Below are 16,429 nucleotides of genomic sequence, written 5' to 3'. Positions count from 1 at the left end.
CACTATGCAGGACGTTCCCCTAATCGAGCAGGCGGGGAGCGCCAGCAGCGGTAGCGACGGTACTGCTCAGGTCACTCGGACCAGCTCGGCACCCGCCGACGGTCCCCACATCTCCTTCACCCGTTCCGACGGGTCGCAGGTAGTCTTGGACAGCGATGACCTGATGGTGTACCTCGTCACCCTGCAGACGCTCCTCCTCCTCTACGTGACGTATCTGGAGGTGCGTGGTCGATGAGCGGCCGCGTTCCCTTCGTGTTCCCCCTATCGGTTCCACAGGGCGAGATAGACAGACTCGCACAATCGGTCGACGACGACGGCACCATCGAGCGCCTCGTCGTGTTCTTCCCCGAAGGGACGAGGACCGACCTTCGTGTGACGCCGACCGTCGACGGGAACTCGCTCCTCGAGGCAGACGCAACCGAGTCCAGCGGCTCCATCGGTGACTACATCATCGGCAGCGGTGCGACCTACGACTTCGACCTGTCGATGCCCGTCTACGAGGGTCAGGACCTCGGTGTGACGGCCGACAACACCAGTCCGAGCAGCGACCTCGACGGGTTCGTGTCGTTCACCGTCGACTACGCCGGAGGTGCCCGCTGATGGCGCAACAGTACAGCAGCACCACGCTGGCCGCCCTCGCGGCGGCGCTCGCCTCCGACGGTGGCGACGAACTCCGGGTTACAGCTCCCGCGGCGCTCCCGGTCGACGTGACCGACCAGGCCGGGCGCGACCTCGGAAAGCTCCGGTTGATGGACAGCGGCGGCACCCTGTTCGACCCGGCGACGGAGGCAACGCTGCAGGCGCTTGCAGCCGCACTCTCCTCCGACGGCGGCGACAGCCTGCTCGTCGACTCGAACGGCCCACTCGACGCGAGTGCGGCCACCATCGACGTACAGGAGAACACCCCGCTCGATGTGAGCGGCGCGACCGTCGACGTCGACCTGTCGGCGGTCTCGGCCGGTGCCCTGGACGCGAGCGCAGCGACCATCGACGTGCAGGAAGCGACCCCGCTCGACGTGAGCGGTGCGACCGTCGACGTCGATCTCTCGGCGGCATCGGCTGGTGCCCTGGACGTGAGCGCGGCCACCGTCGAAACCGCCGAGACGGCCCTGCCGGGCCTCACGACCGGGCAGGACTCGACCAGCGGCGCAGACACTCCCGTCGCCCTCAACGGCGGCACGTCCCTGTCTGTGCCCGCTGGTGCGACTCTCCGCGTGAAGGCCCTCACCGGCAACGGCGGCCCGGTCTACGTCGGGCCGACCGGCGTCACGACTGGCGACGGATACGAGCTGGCGAGCGGTGAGTCCACCTCCCTCGGCGTCGACGACGTGTCCACCGTCCATATCGTGGACGACACGGGCGGATACGGCGTTTCGTGGGTGGTCGAACAGTGAGGACCAAGAAGATGAGCAACACTCTCGGAGGCTGCACTGCCTCCCACGACAGTAGCGAAACCGGCGGAGGTGGTCGAGCGTGGTGATTTCACTCGCGGCCAACCTCGACCCGTCCTACTCGGACGGCGAGCCGGGCAATATCAACGACCCGCCGACGGTCGAGAACAACTCCCAGCCGGACGGGACGCCCAAGGACCTGAACGCTGGGCGTCGACGCCCCACCAGGAGCGCCGGGGTTGACCCGTCTCCGACCGTCGAGAACGAGGAGAAGAAGGAACCGCACCCGGTCCAGAGCAGCGAAGACCGCGAGGTTCACCATGCGGTCGGATCGGCGAACATCGAGACCAGCCTGGACAAAGACACGGCCCGCGCTGAGACCACTCTCAGCGGCCAGGGGTCGAACAGTTCGACCAAGAGCGAGAGCCAGGAGGATGACGTCACGGTTGCCAGTAACGGCCCGACGGACTCACACGCCGACGTCGAGCGCACCCAGCAGTACGTCGAGAACGAGACCGACGGTGCGGCCTACGGCGACCCGGAGACGGTCGAAGACATTGGGAGCGGTGACGCTGTGACCGACACCACACCCGAGAACCAGCCCGAACAGGGCGGAGACTGGCTGGGCGAGTCGTTCATGCTGTACGCGACGGTCGCTCTCGTTGGTCTCGCAATGGTCCGAGGTGGCGACTGATGGGCGGTATGTTCGACGGCATCGCGGGAGCCGCTGGCGACTTCTACGATGAGACCGCCGGTGCGCTCGACAAGGCCGCCGGGTCGACGGATGAAGCGGTGGCTCGCACCTTCGATGATGAACCGGGCGGTGGCCTCTACGATGGCGCTGCCGGATGGCTCGACCACGCCGCCGGTCCGACTGATGAAGCGGTCGGCGGAAGCGTCGACTACCTCGGCGAAGGCGTCAGCGGCCTCTGGTCGCTGGTCGACAGCGAGCCGGGCAACACCGCCGGGCCGGGAGAGGAGTCCTGGGAGTTCGCCGAGAACGCCGCAGAAGACGGCTATGCCGGAGCGAGTGCTCGGGCGTTGAACAACGCGAGCGACGCCGCTGCGGAGGAACTCGACGGGCCGATGGCGTGGATGGCCGCTAACCCCGGCTACGTCATCGGCGCGGTCGTGCTCCTCTACGCACTCACGGCAGCAGGTCCGGCGCTCGAACTGGCCGATAAGGCGTCTGGGGGCAACTGATGGCCGTCGAATTGCAGCCGGTCGCGCAGTCGGCGGCGGCCATCGTGACGGCCACCAGCGCCGTCTACTGCGGGAAGGTCGCCCGGAGCGTCGCCCACCGCATCGACGCGAACGAGGACCGCTCGCAGACCAACCGGGGCGTTCTCAACGGCGAGAGCGACCTCGTCACCGAAGGCGTACTCGACCGACTCGACCGCCTGGAGTCCGAGGTGACCGACTGATGCAGTTCGAACCGACGTACCTGCTGGCGTTCGTGGCGGGCCTGATGGTCCCGTTCGAGTACGCCATGGGGCGGCTTCGAGGGTTCGGGCGGCACCTGCTGAGTAAGCTCCCGTACCACCCGCCGGAGACGCCTGACAGCGAGGAGGTGAACGACTGATGCCTATCGGAGGCGGTGGCGGTGGAGAGGAGAACGAGCTGAACTACGACTACGTGGAGACCACGGACGGGAACGGAGAGACGCGCCACACAGGGACCAGCAAGCCGAACTATCGGGAGGTGTCTGTGAAAGGAACGGACATCGGCAACACGTTCGTCCTGGAAGGGAGCCGGTTCATCGACGGGGGTGAGGAATCCACGCCCGTCTATCCGGCTGGGACGCTGTACCGGATGGATGGCCTGGACAGTGTGCCCGAGGCCAACCTGCCAGCGGACCCGGACGCCGGGGACGTTGTGTATGTCAGCATCGAGCGCCCTGCGAACTTCCCGATCCTCTACGGGAACGGGAACGACATCTACCACAACTCCGGCGCGATGGCCTTCTGGCCCGTGGTGCAGTTCTCTGACGCCGGTGTCGGCCGGGTCGAGTTCATCGAGGGGCTGGGGTGGCTCTTCACCGTGTGGTCCGGTCCCCCAAGCGCGATTGGCGGTCTCGGCTGACCGCGAAAACTATCTTTGGTTATCGCAGGTATTAGTCAATCAGTGAAAACTCATCTGATAATTTAATGTCAGTCGCTGTAGTTGGGGTTTCAAAAACCCGTTTGCCATTTTGATACAGTTCAAAGTCCCGTCTGTGAAGGTATGCAAGACCAGGAGGAGCATTCCGAGGTCGGTGGTCTTTACTCGGACAAACCACCGCTGTATCAGGATATCCAACTGGTTCCGCGTAAGCAACATATGTATTTGTTCTCCCTTCCGGTTCGTGTTTTCTGCATCTCACTAGAACCCCCATGTTTGGTAAATAATAATAAAGAACAAAAATCCACAGGTTGATAATTAAAATGTTGCTCTAAGAAGTCTTTACCGTACAGATTCCATCTACTCTTGCATTTATCTGACAACCACCCACTGCCGGTAGATCGGGTCGCCTGCACGCTTGAGATAGCCTCTTTCTCGGAGCGGCTTGATGATACGATGACCAACGTGTTCTGACGAGAGGCCGGTCTTCTGGGCGACCGCGGACTTCGCCTGGTCGAGCGGGATTCCACCGCGACCGCTGACTTCGACGAGCGCCTTGTAGCCGCGGGCGAGCAGGTCGTCGTCGGTCGGTGGGACACGTCCCCGGTTGGGCGTGTCGTCGGCAGCCACGCGGCGCATGTGGGCCCGCATCTCCTCGCTACGGTTCGTGTCTCGGGCGTCGAGCGCCTCGTCGTACTCGTCGAGTAGGTCGACCGGCACGCGGATGCTGATTCGCTTGACCGCCGTCTCGTCGCTCTCCATGCGCGGCATCAGGCCCCACCTCCGTATGTACAGATTCGACCGCCGTCATACGCGACAGAATCGCCAGACGTAGTCGGAGAGGGGTGGGGTGACCGGAGTACGTATGACACCCCCTGGGGGGTTGCCGCGAGACTCGTGCGCGCCCTCGTGTGTGCGCGTGAGGCCGTCACCATCGCCGCACACCTCCGTCCGCGCGGGCCCGTTCTGCGCGGTCGTCGGGCTCCAGGCGCACCGTCTCCTCGGTGACGGGCTCGATGGTCACCGGTTCCTCCTCGATGGTCTCGGCGTCGATGAACTCGGCCTTCCGGATCGTGCAGAGGTGGGCACAGGGGCCGGTCTGATACTCGAAGCCGCGGCAGTCACACCGCCCGACGTACTCGTCGCCGTCGCAGGCGATGGCCACCATGTGGTGGCTCCCACCGGGCAGACAGACGCGATAGCCGAAGTGGCTGAACCGCTCGATGAGTGCCGCTTCCGGGTCGGCGCGTTCCCAGCTGGTCGTCGCGCCGTCGCGTTCACCCTCGAAATCGAGCGTCACTGGCACAGTTCCTCACCTCCGTCGGTACGGGCCCGGTCGCGCTCGGCTTCGCACTTCGGGCACAGCCGGACCGGGAAATCGTGGGTATGGACCGTCTCCTTCCTGATTCCGTGGGTTGCGCACCGCTCGCTCATGCGGTGCTCACCTCGATTCGTGAAACCGCCAGAGGGCGGCGACCCGCGACAAGGAGCTTGTTGGGCTCCAGATTTTTCGCCGATTTTGAAAATCGCGCATCTGCCGATATCTGGCGGTAGATGCCACTCAGGCAGGAATTTAAGAAAACCCAGTATCGGGTTAATTTCGTATGGGCCCTGCCGGATTCGAACCAGCGATCACCCGGTTATGAGCCGGGGGCTTTGAACCAGACTAAGCTAAGGGCCCGACAGGTACCGATTCACCCCGGTTCCGTATCAACATTACGAAGCGACTGCTGAAGAAACGCCGAACTCGTCCTACGACAGGACGCACTGCTCGGGGATCGAAGTGTCGTAAAAGCGCCGTCACCAGGGCTCGAACCTGGGACCACCACGTTAACAGCGTGGTGCTCTACCAACTGAGCTATGACGGCTTGCTGCACTTTCAGATAGTCCGGCCGAATATAAAGAGACTTTCGCTTTAGGGCGGCGGTGTACCACGGTATCTTCTGACGTGCGAATCGGCGAGCCAGACCATCGATACGCGTTTACCGGGCGACCCTGTACCCGCGAGCATGAGCGAGGACGCGTTCGAGGAGGCGGTCGCGGCGGTTCGCGAGCGGGTGGACCCATCGCCAACGGAGCGAACGAAGCTCCGCGAGACCGCCGAGGAAATCATCGAGCGGGCGGAAGAAGCAGTCGCGAAGTACAGTCCGGAGGCGGACGTGATGCAGGTCGGGTCGACCGCACGCGGGACGTGGATTTCGGGCGACCGCGACATCGACGTGTTCGTGCGGTTCCCCACGGACCTCGACCGGGAACGGCTGGAAGAGTACGGGCTGGCGGTCGGGCGGGCGGTCCTCCCAGATGGACACGAGGAGTACGCCGAGCACCCGTACATCAAGGGCGAGTACGAGGGGTTCGACATCGACCTCGTCCCGTGTTTTCGTGTGCCGGAAGCACCCGCCATCCGGTCGGCGGTCGACCGGACACCGTTCCACAACGAGTACCTGCGCGAGCACCTGGACGAGGGACTGGCCGCGGACGTGCGCGTGGCCAAGCAGTTCCTCAAGGGTATCGGCGTCTACGGGAGCAACCTCCGCACACAGGGGTTCTCCGGCTACCTGACCGAACTCCTCATCTACGAGTGTGGCGGGTTCCGTCCGTTCCTCGAAGCCGCGGCCGACTGGGAGCCGCCGGTCGTCTTCGACCCCGAGGACCACGCCGCCCAGACGTTCGACGACCCGCTGGTCGTCATCGACCCGACCGACCCGGAGCGTAACGTCGCCGCGGTGCTCTCCGCGGAGAACTTCGCACGACTCCAGCACCACGCCCGGGCGTTCCTTGCGACCCCGACGGTCGACCGGTTCTTCCCCGACGAACCGGCACCGCTGGACGCGGCGGCGGTCCGCGAGCAGGTCGAAACGCGAGGGACGACACCGGTCGCGGTCCGGTTCGACGCACCGGACCTGGTCGACGACCAGCTCTGGCCGCAGCTCCGGCGCTCGCTCACGGGTGTTGCGAGCGAACTCGACCGGCGGGGGTTCGACCCGCTCCGGTGGGAGGCGTTCGCCGACGAGACAGCGGTGTTGCTCGTCGAGTGTGGCGTCGCGGAGCGACCGGCCATCGAACGCCATCAGGGACCGCCGGTCTACGTGCGCCAGCACGCGACCGGGTTCTACGAGAAGTACGCCGACTCGGACGCCTACGGGCCGTTCATCGAGGACGAGCGGTACGTCGTCGAACGCGAACGCGAGGTCCGAACGCCGGCAGACCTCGTCGACTCCGAGCGGCTGTTCGACGTGGCGCTCGGCGCGCACGTGGAGTCAGCACTCAGGCAGGACTACGAGGTGTTCGTCGGGACAGAAATCGAGGCACTCGCCGACGAGTTCGGCGTCGAACTCGCGACCTACTTCTCGCCCAGTCCGTGAATCTCGCGGACCTCGTCGATGCACGCGAGTACCTTCTCTGAGACCTCCTCGTCGGGGTCGATTGGGTTGCGCCCGTCGAACGTCTCGTGGACCATCGCGACGCCGTCGGCCAGAACGTCGAGGCCGTAGCCGCCTTCGAGCACGAAAGCGATGGGCATGTCGACTCGGTCGCACAGCGCGCGGAGCCGGTCGGTGAAGATGGCGTACCCTTCCGTCGAGACGCGCATCCGCGAGATAGGGTCGTGGCGGTGGGCGTCGAAGCCGGCGCTCACCAGCAACAGGTCCGGGTCGAATCGCTCGATTGCTGGTTCGATGCACCGTTCGAACACCGCGGCGTAGTCGGCGGTCCCCGCACCGGCAGGCAGCGAGACGTTCATCGTCGCCCCTTCGCCGTCGCCTTCGCCGGTCTCGTCGTGCTCACCGGTGCCGGGGTAGAGGCCGTCTTCGTGAATCGAAGAGAAGAACACGTCCCCGTCGTCGTAGAAGATGTCCTGCGTGCCGTTGCCGTGGTGGACGTCCCAGTCGACGATGGCGACGCGGTCGCAGTCGCGCTCGTCGATGGCGTAGTTCGCTGCGACGGCGACGTTGTTGACGAAGCAAAAGCCCATGGCGTCGTCGTAGACGGCGTGGTGGCCCGGCGGCCGGCCGATGGCGAACGGCGTGTTACGGCCCTGGTCGCCGTCGAGCGCGCTCTCGGCGGCCCACTGCGCGAGGCCGGCGCTCTGGAGGATGGCGTCCCAGGACTCCTCGACGGCGGTGGTGTCGGGGTCCCAGTCGCCGCCGCCGTTCGCACAGAACTCCTCTAACTCCTCGATGTAGTCCGTCTCGTGGACCGCGGTGATGGCCTCGACATTGGCGGGGGCCGTGTCCACGTACTCGACGCCGTGTTTTCGTTTGAGCCCCTCACGGATGGCGCGGAGGCGGTCCGGCGTCTCCGGGTGGCGTGGGCCGGTGTCGTGGTCGAGACAGCGAGGGCTGTAGCCGAATCTCATCTCATTCGAACAGGGAGAAGTAGGTCTCGATGTCCTCCCCCTTGATGGTGCGTCGGTCGGCGTGCCGTGCGAGTTTGGCCGCTGCGGCCGCGACGTTGTCCGCGTAGTCTTCCAGGATGTCGGCGAGTGCGACGCGCGCGTCCATCGAGACCCGGTAGGAGTCGTCGATGTGCAGGCGCGCGATGCGGTCGACCGGGGCGACCGGCAGTTCGAGTTCGTCCTTGTCGATGTTGGCTTCGACCCCGAAGTCCGTCGCCATCAGCGTCTTTCGACCGTCCGCGGTGGCGACCTCGGCCGCGTCCTCGGCGAGGGCAGCGCCGTGTTCTTGTATCCGGCGGGCGAGCTCCTCGGCCGCGTCTGCACTGACCCGGAGGTCGCCTGCGTTCCGTCGGATGATGGAGTCCACCGGGGCGAACGGTAACTCAACGCTCATACCCGAAAACGAGTCATCCTGGCCCTTTGTAGTTTTCCGTAGACGCGTTCATCGCCGGCGTTGGCGCGAAAGGCCCGCTCAGAACACGTCGTCTGCGTGAAGGATTCCGTCGGAGACGGAGCCGCGGGCGGTCACTTCCTGCCCGAGGTGGACGTCCGCGTCCGTCTCGACGCTCATGGTCTCCTCTCCGTCGTCGAGGATGACCGGGTTGCCCGCCTGCACGACGGTCCCGGTGAACTCGACGACCTCCTCCTGCAGGGACGCGGTCGCGCCACCGCCGGAGGCGCTGGTCGTCTCGGTGCTCGAACTGCGCTCACTCCCGGCACCGTCGCTCGCCCCGTCGTCGCCGAAGGCGTCGAGACCGGTCGCCTGTTCGGACCCGTCGTCGTCTGCGCTCGCGCCGCCCGCGTTGCCACCGTCGTCGTCGAGGACGGTGACGCTCGCGCGCCAGCCGGCGGAGGCTTCGAGGTCGTCCTGCCAGCCGTCCTGTATCTCGACGTCGGCGAAGGCGACGCGGTCACCCGGTCCCATGTCGTAGTCGGCCTTGTCGCCCCAGAGGGCGACCCGGATGTCGCCGGAGTCGTCCTGCACGCGGACGTTCCGGACCTGCCCCTCCGAGCCGTCGTCGCGGTCGAAGGTACGCTTCGGGTCAGCCGACCGGATGACGCCCGCGATGTCGACGGTCTGGCCGATCTCCAGCTCCGCGATGGGCGTGCTCTCTGGCTCGTAGGTGATGTCCTCGTCGAGTTCCTCGATGGCGCCGCGTTCGCCGACGTGGAGTTCGAGCTGGCCGTCGCGCTCGCGGACGTACCCGTCGACCACTTCGACCGTGATGCCGGCGTCGAGTTCCTCGACGGTGTCGGCCTGCCCATCCCACATGGTGACGCGGATGCGTCCGGTCGGGTCGCCGAGTACCATGTTGGCGACCTTGCCTTCCGAGCCGTCGTCGCGGTCGAAGGTCCGGATGGACTCGGTGTCCAGAATCCGCCCCTTCAGGTTCACGTCGGAGAGGCCCAGCGAGAGGTCCTCGATGCGGTAGGCGTCGAGAATCTCCACGTCGACCTCGGCGTCCTCGTCGACCTCGACTTCGTCGACGTTGACCTCGATTCCGTTGTAGCCCTCCTTCGGACGGCCCTTCACGCGCAGGACCTGCCCGACCTCCAGTTCGTTCTCGGCAGCGTCGGCCTTCTCGTCCCAGAACGAGAGTCGGACCGACCCACTCTCGTCGGCGACCTCGACGTTCGCGACCTTCCCGTCCGGGTCGTCCCCGTCGCGCTCGAAGGTCCGAATCTCACCGATGGCGGTCACCTTGGCGATGAACTTCACCTCCTGCATCCCGGGAGTGATGTCGGAGACGCCGTTGACCTCCTTGTCCTCAAGTTCGTGGGCGATGAGCATCGCCGCCGTCTCGTCGTCGGCGAGCCCCCCCATCTGTTCGACCTTGGCCTCGACCGCCTCTCGGAACTCCTCCAGTGTGACCTCCTCGGCGTCGAGGTCTTCGTAGACGTCCTCTATCGCGCCCATAATCGTATCAATTCGCAGGGAAGGGGCGCGCTTAAGCGTTGTCCTTGGCGAGAGACCCCGTTCTCGTCTGTCGGTTTCGCTGCTCGGTCGTGGATGTGCATCACCGCGGTTTGCCGCTCACTGGTACAAGAAGTCTCGGGCGTGCGTTCGGGTTGGCGGCGACCTCGACCCGGCGTGGTCGCGCCGCGGTCAGCGCGACTTCGTCGTGACCGTCGTCGTCTTCCCCTGGCTGTCGTGGACGACCTCGACTGTCTCGGGCAGCCCGTTGGTGAACCCGAGTGTCGCGGCGTACTCGACGACGGCGATACACTGCGTGCACGCGTCGGAGCCGTCGTCCTGGACGCCGACGGTCACGGTGAGCGTCTTCGACTCCGCCGCGAACGTCGCGTCCTGCAACACCGCCTCGTGACACGGCGTGGATGCGACGACCGACCCGCTCACGTCGACCCCGCTGTCGGCGAACGTGACGGTGGCGTCCATCCCGGAGCCACAGCCGGTGTCGGTCGTCTCGATGGACTGCGAGTCGAGTTTCGGCGCTGGCTCGGCCGTCGGCGTGTCCGTCGGTTTCGCCGTCGGCGTGTCTGTCTCTGTCTCTGTGCCGTCGTCGACGCCGCCCAGGCTATCGTCACCCACACACCCGGCGAGTGCACCTGTGGCGGCGAGGGCTGCCGTCCGCTTCAACAACGCACGTCGCTTCATACCCGGAGAGAGGGTTGCTTATTTCAAAGACCTTTCGCACGGTGAAAATCTGTTTTCAGCTTGATTCCGTCTCGCGAATCGTGTGCCGTGTCCGCAGGCGTCGGAGGACGAACACATCGTAACCCTCTTATTCTTCTCCCGGGTACGTTGAGATGAGTCCTGGTAGGGTAGTGGACTATCCTCTTGGCTTGCGGAGCCAGGGACCGGAGTTCAAATCTCCGTCAGGACGTTTTCAGGAGACAACACCGACGAGCGAAGCGAGTCGTGTGTCTCCAGTCGTTCAGCGGCGAAAATCGAAGCAGGACTGTTCTCCAGCGTGAAGAGACCCAGCGAGCCAGAGGGTTTCCTCTGTCCCCCACGACGACGGCTCCGAGGTCACTCTTCCGTCTCGTCGTCCTCGACCTCGGGCTCTGTCTGCTCTGGCGGCTCCCACACCGGCCGGCTTCGCTGGGTCCCCCAGTGGTGACGCGGGCGCGGGACCGAGAGCCGGTCCGAGGGGCGCTCGCGCTGGATGTCGAGCCACTCGTGGTGGCATTCGCTGCAGTAGTTGCCGTGGTACTTGCCGGTCATATGGAATCGCGTTCCGCACGCGACACACGTTCGCCTGTGCTCCATCGTTTGTGTCCTCCGGGAAGAGAGTTTACACGCTGGTATCGTACTGTGCCGTGTGTTCTCTTGTGTCTATCAGTATGGTAGCAAGAGAGGTAAGGGTGACGGAAACCTGGTATTGCCGATGTTAGGACCTTTCGTTCCGGGAACGAGGTGTCGCTCGACTCAATCGAGGGTCGGAGTAGTCAGTCTTTTTTGAACTCACGACCGAGAGACTGGCATGCGCGAGCACCTCCGTGCCGGGTTGGCCATCTACAACGCGGGCGACCTGCACGACGCCCACGATGCCTGGGAGGACCACTGGCTGGACCTGCCCGACGGGAGCGAGGACGAGCGGTTGCTCCACGGCCTCATCCAGTTCACGGCCGCGTTCCACCACGCGTACCACGGGAACTGGGAGGGGTGTGTCGGCCTCGCGACCTCGGCGGGGGAGTATCTCGCCGACCTCCCCGACGACTACCGGAGCATCGACGTCTCTCGAGTACGGCGCATCCTCGCCGTGGTCGCGGCAGACCCCGAGGTGGTCGAGCGGCGGGCGCTCCCGAGGCTGACCCACGAGGGGTCGGTCGTCGGCTTCGACGACCTCGACCTTCCGGCCGTCGCGGTGGCGGCGCGGGTCTACAGCGAGGACGGACCCTACGACGAGGACGCGCTGGCGAGTGCAATCCGGTTCGCCGAGGAAGACCGCGCCGACGGTGTCGAGGGCGGGCGCTTCGAGAGCCTCCTCCGGGACTTCGTGGCCGACCCCGAGAACCGCGGGCTGGTGTACCAGCGACTTGAGGGACACGTCTCGAAACGCGAGCACAGAGAATCGGACGTCGACGGGCTGTTCGGGTAGTTACTCGTCGTCCGCGAACTCGGCGGAGTTGTCCTGCGGGTCGTACCCCAGCACCTCGCGAGCGCGGTCGATGGAGTAGTACTTCCGGTCGTTGTCGGAGATGCCGTAGACGATTTCGTACCCGTAGTCGGCCTGCAGACAGCAGTCGAAGAGGTGTGCGCAGTCCCGGTAGGACAGCCACATCGCCTGCCCGCGTTCGTAGTCTTTCGGCGGGTGGCCCTTGGTGAGGTTACCGATGCGGACGCAGGCGACCGAGAGGTCGTGCATGTCGTGGAAGTACCGCCCCAGCGTCTCGCCGGTCGCCTTCGAGACGCCGTAGACGTTCTTCGGGCGGGGGAGTTCCGTCCCGTCGAGGCGGAACTCGTCGTGGGCACGGTACATGTCCGGGGTCCGTTCCTCGGTCTCGTACGCGCCGACAGCGTGGTTCGACGAGGCGAAGACGAACTTCTCGACGCCCGATTCGACGGCCGCCTTCATCACGGTGTGGGTCCCGTCGATGTTGTTCTCGAGGACTGACTTCCAGGGCGCATCGGGGCGTGGGTCGCCCGCGAGGTGGATGACCGCGCCGACGTCTTCCATCGCGTCCCGAATCTCCTCCTCGTCGTTCACGTCCGCGACGACGAACTCACCGGGATACGCCGACTCGTCGGTCGGTGGGTCACGGTCGAGCAGTCGCCAGTCGTACTCCGCCGCAAGGTCGGCCAGTATCGCGCTGCCGACACGGCCGCCTGCACCGGTGAGCAGAACGGTGTCGTCCATTCGGTTGGTGAAACGGTAGGGGGTGGTAAGTAGGATGCGATTCCGCGTGCGCGCTGCTCACGCTGGTGTCGGCCGTGTGAGAGGTACCACGAGCCCTGACGACCAAAGCCCGTCGTACATCCAGTTCGCATGGTAAGAAGTAGCACATGGAGTCACTCGCGCCATGTCGTGTCTACGTCGGAACGGACGACGGAGTGTTCACCTTCGATATCGACGGCGAACGCGTCGAGCGCGTCGGCCGGTCGTTGGCAGGTGAGACCGTCCGTGAGGTGTCGATTCATCCGGACGACCCGACCGTCGCCGCAGTCGGCTGTGGCCTCCGTGGCTGGGGCCTCCATCGGGTGAGCGACGCCGGTGACCGTGCCCGAACCGTCGGGTTCGCCGACGAGTGGGTGTGGGGCGTCACCCGGGACCCGGCCGACCCGGACGCGGTCTACGTCGGCACCGAACCGCCCGCGCTGTTCCACGGACGACCGGGCGAGGGCGTCCGAGACTTCGAAACCATCAGTGATTTCGCCGACCTCCCCTCGCGGGAGTCGTGGACGTTCGGGCACGACCCGTTCGAGGCCGGGCACGTCCACGGCATCACCGTCTCCGGGGCGACCCTGTTCGCGGCCGTCGAACACGGCGCGGTCGTGTTCTCTCACGACGGTGGCGAGACCTGGCACGACGCCCTCCCCGGCACGGACGCCCACGACACCGCGCTGGTCGACGGCCGGGTGGTCGTCACCACCGGGACGGCCGGTGACTCGACCGGGGGGCTACTCTGGAGCGAGGATACGGTGGAGTGGCACCGAATCAGCCGGTTCGACGGGATGTACGTGAAAGAACTCGCCAGGGGTGCAGACGGCCGCCTGTACGTCGACGCGACGCCGACGCCGACCGAAGACACCACGGGCCTCTGGACCAGCGACGACGGCGGGCTGACCTGGACGAGCGTCGGCGCGGTTCCGCCGGCGTCCGTCGTCGGCTGTAACATCCTCTCGACCCATCCTCACGACCCCGCCACCGTCTTCCACGCGGCACACTACAGCCGAGAGGCCCAGCTCGTCGTGAGTTCGGACCGGGGTGCGACCTGGACCGAACTCGGCCCCCAGCTTCCGACCATCCGGACGGTCGACGCCGCGCCGCTCACCTGACCAGCAGACCGCCGTCGGCAACCGTTCTTCCCGGCCGCAACCCGAACCGACTTCCACCCCGGTACCGAGAAGTCGACCATGGACCCGACCGACAGTGAGACTGCCTGCTTCGAAGCCGGCATCAAGTTCGGGACGCTGTACCACCAGTTCGCGGGCACGCCCGTCAGCCCGGCGAGCGCCGAGAGCCTCGGGCGAGCCATGGAGGAAGCCATCGAAAACCAGCCCCACTGCGCCGACGTTCGGGTGACGATGCGGACCGACCGCATCGAGGCCGAACTCGCCGCCCAGAGCGCCGAGTACACCGAGTTCACCGGCCGGTTCGCGGACGTGGAGATGACCATCGAGTACGAGGGGACGACGGTCGAGACCAGCATGTCGATGGAGGGCGACTACCCGATGATGCGGGTGGACTCGGTCACCGACGACTGACCGGGAACGTATCGGACCGGTGGGGAGAACCATCGTTTCGGTTTCCAAGTGCTATTTCGTCACGACAGCCCCCGTCCCCACAGATTTCACTTTCACTTTGAGGCAGGTATTTAACCCGCCGGACGCCGAACCCTCTGGCATGAGTCAATCGACCCTGAACGACGACGACCTGTTCGGTGAGGCTGCGTCGGAGATGCGCGAGGACGTCGAGTCCTCCCTGGAGAAGGCCTGGGCGGAACTGCCCGAGGCGGACGACGTCTGGGAGACCAGCGCCGACAACGTCCTCGGCGTGCTGAACGGCCTGCGTTCCGCACTGGACACCGGCGACGCCGAGGAACACCTCCGAGACGCCAAGAAGTGGTTCATGATGGGCCAGCGCGCCGACGCCTTCGAGGACGCCGACGACCTCGAGGAGGAGATCGAACAGCTGGGAACCGTCATCGAGGACATCGGCGACGCCGGCGAACAGGTCGGCGCGCTCACCTCGACCATCCCCGGTCTCCGGAGCACGCTGGAGGACGCCCACGCCGCCGACGACGCGGCGGACGAGGACGACGCCGACGAGGCCGAAGCGGAAGCCGAAGAAGCGACGGCCGACGACTAGGTGTCCGGGCCAGTTCCCGGGCGGCTATCGGTCCGCAATCGCGTCCAGCAGTACGAGTAGCTTCGCCACCGCGTCGTCGAGCACCGCCTCACCGTGCTCGGCGCTGGCGTCGCTCGGGTCCTTGACGTTTCCACTTTCCGCGAACTCGGCGAAGTCGTAGGCGATATTCACCCCGGATACCCACTCACCGAATCGCTCGCCAGCACCGGCTGCAGCCTCCTCGAAACGGTCCTCGTGGACGAGCGAGGCATCGATGGCCTGCACGACGCTCGTCTCGATCGGGCCACCGTGACCCAGGTTCTCCAGCAGGTCGCTGTCGACCGTATCGAACCACGTGTAGGGCACCGCGTACGCCGTCTCGTCGCGGGTGACCCGCGCACAGACCTCTCTTACGGCCGCGGCGTTCCCGCCGTGGCCGTTCACGACCGCAACGCGTTCGAAACCGTGGTACGCCAGGCTCTCGATGGTCTCGCGGACGTACGCCCGGAAGGTGTCCTCGGAGACCCACAGGGTCCCGTCGAAGTGCCGGTGTTCCTCGGCGACGCCGACGCTGACGACGGGTGCGACGACGATCTCTTCGTCCGCGCGTTTCTCGGCGCGCGACGCGATTTCTGCGGCGCTCAGCGCGTCGGTGCCGAGCGGTGCGTGTGGGCCGTGCTGTTCGGTGCTGCCGACCGGGAGGATGGCCACGTCGCTCTCTGTGTCGCGGACGTCCGTCCAGGTCGCTTCCGAGAGGTGCATATCTCGGGCCACGACCGGCCGGCTATTCAGGGCACCGTTCGTGAAGGCTGGCGCTCACCGGGGTGGAGCAGTGAGAACAGAGAACGAAGAGTGCAGAGACCGCGCCGCTGCACTGCGCTTATCCAGACCAGCCGCCGGCGATGTCGTCGGCGATGTTGCCGCGCCACAGCTCGAACCCGTCCTTACAGCCGTCACTGTCTGCGAGGTGGTCGACGAACCCTGCACCGGGGTCGGCGAGTTCGGTCCCGCAGAACGGGCAGACGTTCGGGTTGCTCCACGTGGGTGTCGAGGTGTCGGGGGCACTGGACATGTTCACTTCCAACTTCTGAATAGAGACATATGAAGCTATGTGTCGAGATATTAGGACAGTGGCCAAGTGATTATATGCCATTGCATATTCTCACACGATTAAGACAGAACACCAGACGGCGGCGCCAAACAGGCGATCTCGAGGTTCGTTTAGATACACCATACCACAGAGAGGGACGGTGAGAGGCCGATTCCCGGACCACGGGACGTGGACTGCGACTTTTTATACTATCTCGACGAACTATCGGACAGATCGTTCAACTCGAACGACAGGTGAGAGACATGCCGGGAGAATTCATCACAGAACTCGATACGACGCGAGGAGCCGAAGCCGAACTCGGTGCGAACGGAGTGCTGACGTCCGTGGCGGAGCCGACGGAGGATGGCGTCGAGGTGACGTTCTTTCCGGTGGACGTGGACGAAGACGACGTGCTCACCACGTGGTTGACCGTCGACGCCGACAGTGTGGTCGACCTGGCGGCCTGGCAGTGAGGAGA

The 16,429-nt window shown here is 65.5% G+C and carries 25 protein-coding genes and 3 tRNA genes; 15 read left to right on the top strand and 13 right to left on the bottom strand.

Going from position 1 to position 16,429, the window contains the following annotated elements; genetic code table 11:
- Positions 1 to 4 precede the first annotated feature (4 nt).
- From ACSC1R_RS07350 to ACSC1R_RS07315, 8 genes are all read left to right on the top strand, one after another.
- The gene (locus tag ACSC1R_RS07350) at positions 5 to 235 is read left to right on the top strand and encodes a hypothetical protein (protein ID WP_439028419.1); all 231 of its coding nucleotides are present in this window, start codon (positions 5 to 7) and stop codon (positions 233 to 235) included.
- Positions 232 to 600: a hypothetical protein gene (locus ACSC1R_RS07345; protein WP_439028418.1), complete on the top strand. Its 369-nt coding sequence runs from the start codon at positions 232 to 234 to the stop codon at positions 598 to 600. The genes ACSC1R_RS07350 and ACSC1R_RS07345 overlap by 4 nt, the downstream gene beginning before the upstream one ends.
- Complete coding sequence (locus tag ACSC1R_RS07340) at positions 600 to 1,394, top strand: hypothetical protein (protein WP_439028417.1); 795 nt, start codon at positions 600 to 602, stop codon at positions 1,392 to 1,394. Before ACSC1R_RS07345 ends, ACSC1R_RS07340 begins: the two co-directional genes overlap by 1 nt.
- A gap of 82 nt (positions 1,395 to 1,476) precedes the next feature.
- The gene (locus ACSC1R_RS07335; RefSeq protein WP_439028416.1) at positions 1,477 to 2,085 is read left to right on the top strand and encodes a hypothetical protein; all 609 of its coding nucleotides are present in this window, start codon (positions 1,477 to 1,479) and stop codon (positions 2,083 to 2,085) included.
- Entirely contained in the window at positions 2,085 to 2,594 is a 510-nt protein-coding gene (locus ACSC1R_RS07330) for a hypothetical protein (RefSeq protein ID WP_439028415.1), read from the top strand. Before ACSC1R_RS07335 ends, ACSC1R_RS07330 begins: the two co-directional genes overlap by 1 nt.
- Positions 2,594 to 2,815 (top strand): hypothetical protein, encoded by a 222-nt coding sequence (locus ACSC1R_RS07325; RefSeq protein WP_439028414.1) that lies wholly within the window; start codon positions 2,594 to 2,596, stop codon positions 2,813 to 2,815. The genes ACSC1R_RS07330 and ACSC1R_RS07325 overlap by 1 nt, the downstream gene beginning before the upstream one ends.
- Positions 2,815 to 2,973 carry a hypothetical protein gene (locus ACSC1R_RS07320; RefSeq protein WP_439028413.1) on the top strand — a complete coding sequence of 53 codons (159 nt, stop codon included), beginning with the start codon at positions 2,815 to 2,817 and terminating at the stop codon, positions 2,971 to 2,973. The genes ACSC1R_RS07325 and ACSC1R_RS07320 overlap by 1 nt, the downstream gene beginning before the upstream one ends.
- On the top strand, positions 2,973 to 3,473 hold the full coding sequence (locus ACSC1R_RS07315; protein WP_439028412.1) for a hypothetical protein: 501 nt from the start codon (positions 2,973 to 2,975) through the stop codon (positions 3,471 to 3,473). Before ACSC1R_RS07320 ends, ACSC1R_RS07315 begins: the two co-directional genes overlap by 1 nt.
- Before the next feature lie 390 nt (positions 3,474 to 3,863).
- Here ACSC1R_RS07315 and ACSC1R_RS07310 read toward each other — a convergent pair whose 3' ends face one another.
- The 5 genes from ACSC1R_RS07310 to ACSC1R_RS07290 form a co-directional block, all read right to left on the bottom strand.
- Entirely contained in the window at positions 3,864 to 4,262 is a 399-nt protein-coding gene (locus ACSC1R_RS07310) for a hypothetical protein (RefSeq protein ID WP_439028411.1), read from the bottom strand.
- Between the two features lie 157 nt (positions 4,263 to 4,419).
- A complete protein-coding gene (locus tag ACSC1R_RS07305) occupies positions 4,420 to 4,797 on the bottom strand; it encodes a hypothetical protein (RefSeq protein ID WP_439028410.1) in 378 nt (125 codons plus the stop codon).
- A complete protein-coding gene (locus tag ACSC1R_RS07300; protein ID WP_439028409.1) occupies positions 4,788 to 4,925 on the bottom strand; it encodes a hypothetical protein in 138 nt (45 codons plus the stop codon). Before ACSC1R_RS07300 ends, ACSC1R_RS07305 begins: the two co-directional genes overlap by 10 nt.
- Before the next feature lie 171 nt (positions 4,926 to 5,096).
- A tRNA-Ile gene (locus tag ACSC1R_RS07295) sits at positions 5,097 to 5,172 on the bottom strand.
- 114 nt (positions 5,173 to 5,286) lie between these two features.
- A tRNA-Asn gene (locus tag ACSC1R_RS07290) sits at positions 5,287 to 5,359 on the bottom strand.
- Between the two features lie 141 nt (positions 5,360 to 5,500).
- On the opposite strand from ACSC1R_RS07290, the gene cca reads away from it, so the two are divergent.
- The gene (cca, locus tag ACSC1R_RS07285) at positions 5,501 to 6,856 is read left to right on the top strand and encodes a CCA tRNA nucleotidyltransferase (RefSeq protein ID WP_439028408.1); all 1,356 of its coding nucleotides are present in this window, start codon (positions 5,501 to 5,503) and stop codon (positions 6,854 to 6,856) included.
- Here cca and ACSC1R_RS07280 read toward each other — a convergent pair.
- The 4 genes from ACSC1R_RS07280 to ACSC1R_RS07265 form a co-directional block, all read right to left on the bottom strand.
- Positions 6,835 to 7,848 carry a histone deacetylase family protein gene (locus tag ACSC1R_RS07280; RefSeq protein WP_439028407.1) on the bottom strand — a complete coding sequence of 338 codons (1,014 nt, stop codon included), beginning with the start codon at positions 7,846 to 7,848 and terminating at the stop codon, positions 6,835 to 6,837. The two genes, cca and ACSC1R_RS07280, sit on opposite strands and share 22 nt — an antisense overlap.
- Position 7,849: 1 nt before the next feature.
- Positions 7,850 to 8,281, bottom strand: coding sequence for a histone family protein (locus tag ACSC1R_RS07275; RefSeq protein ID WP_439028406.1), 432 nt, complete (start codon positions 8,279 to 8,281; stop codon positions 7,850 to 7,852).
- A gap of 78 nt (positions 8,282 to 8,359) precedes the next feature.
- Complete coding sequence (locus ACSC1R_RS07270; protein WP_439028405.1) at positions 8,360 to 9,805, bottom strand: single-stranded DNA binding protein; 1,446 nt, start codon at positions 9,803 to 9,805, stop codon at positions 8,360 to 8,362.
- 189 nt (positions 9,806 to 9,994) lie between these two features.
- On the bottom strand, positions 9,995 to 10,504 hold the full coding sequence (locus ACSC1R_RS07265) for a hypothetical protein (protein WP_439028404.1): 510 nt from the start codon (positions 10,502 to 10,504) through the stop codon (positions 9,995 to 9,997).
- A 156-nt stretch (positions 10,505 to 10,660) separates the two neighbouring features.
- Between ACSC1R_RS07265 and ACSC1R_RS07260 the strand changes: the two genes are divergently transcribed.
- Positions 10,661 to 10,733 (top strand) — tRNA-Arg (locus ACSC1R_RS07260).
- A gap of 146 nt (positions 10,734 to 10,879) precedes the next feature.
- Here the strand turns inward: ACSC1R_RS07260 and ACSC1R_RS07255 are convergent.
- Positions 10,880 to 11,119 (bottom strand): DUF7564 family protein, encoded by a 240-nt coding sequence (locus ACSC1R_RS07255; protein ID WP_439028403.1) that lies wholly within the window; start codon positions 11,117 to 11,119, stop codon positions 10,880 to 10,882.
- Positions 11,120 to 11,333: 214 nt separating this feature from the next.
- On the opposite strand from ACSC1R_RS07255, the gene ACSC1R_RS07250 reads away from it, so the two are divergent.
- Positions 11,334 to 11,951: a DUF309 domain-containing protein gene (locus tag ACSC1R_RS07250; RefSeq protein WP_439028402.1), complete on the top strand. Its 618-nt coding sequence runs from the start codon at positions 11,334 to 11,336 to the stop codon at positions 11,949 to 11,951.
- On the opposite strand, the gene azf is transcribed toward ACSC1R_RS07250, so the two are convergent.
- The gene (azf, locus tag ACSC1R_RS07245; RefSeq protein ID WP_439028401.1) at positions 11,952 to 12,710 is read right to left on the bottom strand and encodes an NAD-dependent glucose-6-phosphate dehydrogenase Azf; all 759 of its coding nucleotides are present in this window, start codon (positions 12,708 to 12,710) and stop codon (positions 11,952 to 11,954) included.
- A 146-nt stretch (positions 12,711 to 12,856) separates the two neighbouring features.
- On the opposite strand from azf, the gene ACSC1R_RS07240 reads away from it, so the two are divergent.
- The 3 genes from ACSC1R_RS07240 to ACSC1R_RS07230 all read left to right on the top strand — a co-directional run bounded on the left by ACSC1R_RS07240 (position 12,857) and on the right by ACSC1R_RS07230 (position 14,882).
- Positions 12,857 to 13,849: a hypothetical protein gene (locus tag ACSC1R_RS07240; RefSeq protein ID WP_439028400.1), complete on the top strand. Its 993-nt coding sequence runs from the start codon at positions 12,857 to 12,859 to the stop codon at positions 13,847 to 13,849.
- A 78-nt stretch (positions 13,850 to 13,927) separates the two neighbouring features.
- A complete protein-coding gene (locus tag ACSC1R_RS07235; RefSeq protein ID WP_439028399.1) occupies positions 13,928 to 14,278 on the top strand; it encodes a dihydroneopterin aldolase family protein in 351 nt (116 codons plus the stop codon).
- 139 nt (positions 14,279 to 14,417) lie between these two features.
- The gene (locus ACSC1R_RS07230; RefSeq protein ID WP_439028398.1) at positions 14,418 to 14,882 is read left to right on the top strand and encodes a DUF5790 family protein; all 465 of its coding nucleotides are present in this window, start codon (positions 14,418 to 14,420) and stop codon (positions 14,880 to 14,882) included.
- A gap of 24 nt (positions 14,883 to 14,906) precedes the next feature.
- On the opposite strand, the gene ACSC1R_RS07225 is transcribed toward ACSC1R_RS07230, so the two are convergent.
- A complete protein-coding gene (locus ACSC1R_RS07225; RefSeq protein WP_439028397.1) occupies positions 14,907 to 15,623 on the bottom strand; it encodes a creatininase family protein in 717 nt (238 codons plus the stop codon).
- Positions 15,624 to 15,741: 118 nt separating this feature from the next.
- Positions 15,742 to 15,933 carry a DUF7501 family protein gene (locus ACSC1R_RS07220; protein ID WP_439028396.1) on the bottom strand — a complete coding sequence of 64 codons (192 nt, stop codon included), beginning with the start codon at positions 15,931 to 15,933 and terminating at the stop codon, positions 15,742 to 15,744.
- Positions 15,934 to 16,214: 281 nt separating this feature from the next.
- Between ACSC1R_RS07220 and ACSC1R_RS07215 the strand changes: the two genes are divergently transcribed.
- Positions 16,215 to 16,424: a DUF7511 domain-containing protein gene (locus ACSC1R_RS07215; RefSeq protein ID WP_439028395.1), complete on the top strand. Its 210-nt coding sequence runs from the start codon at positions 16,215 to 16,217 to the stop codon at positions 16,422 to 16,424.
- The last annotated feature ends 5 nt before the right edge of the window (positions 16,425 to 16,429 follow it).

This window comes from Haloarchaeobius ordinarius, assembly GCF_051801355.1.
GTDB lineage: Archaea > Halobacteriota > Halobacteria > Halobacteriales > Natrialbaceae > Haloarchaeobius.
Note: the sequence above shows the minus strand (reverse complement) of the source record. Positions and strands in the feature narration are given on the sequence as shown.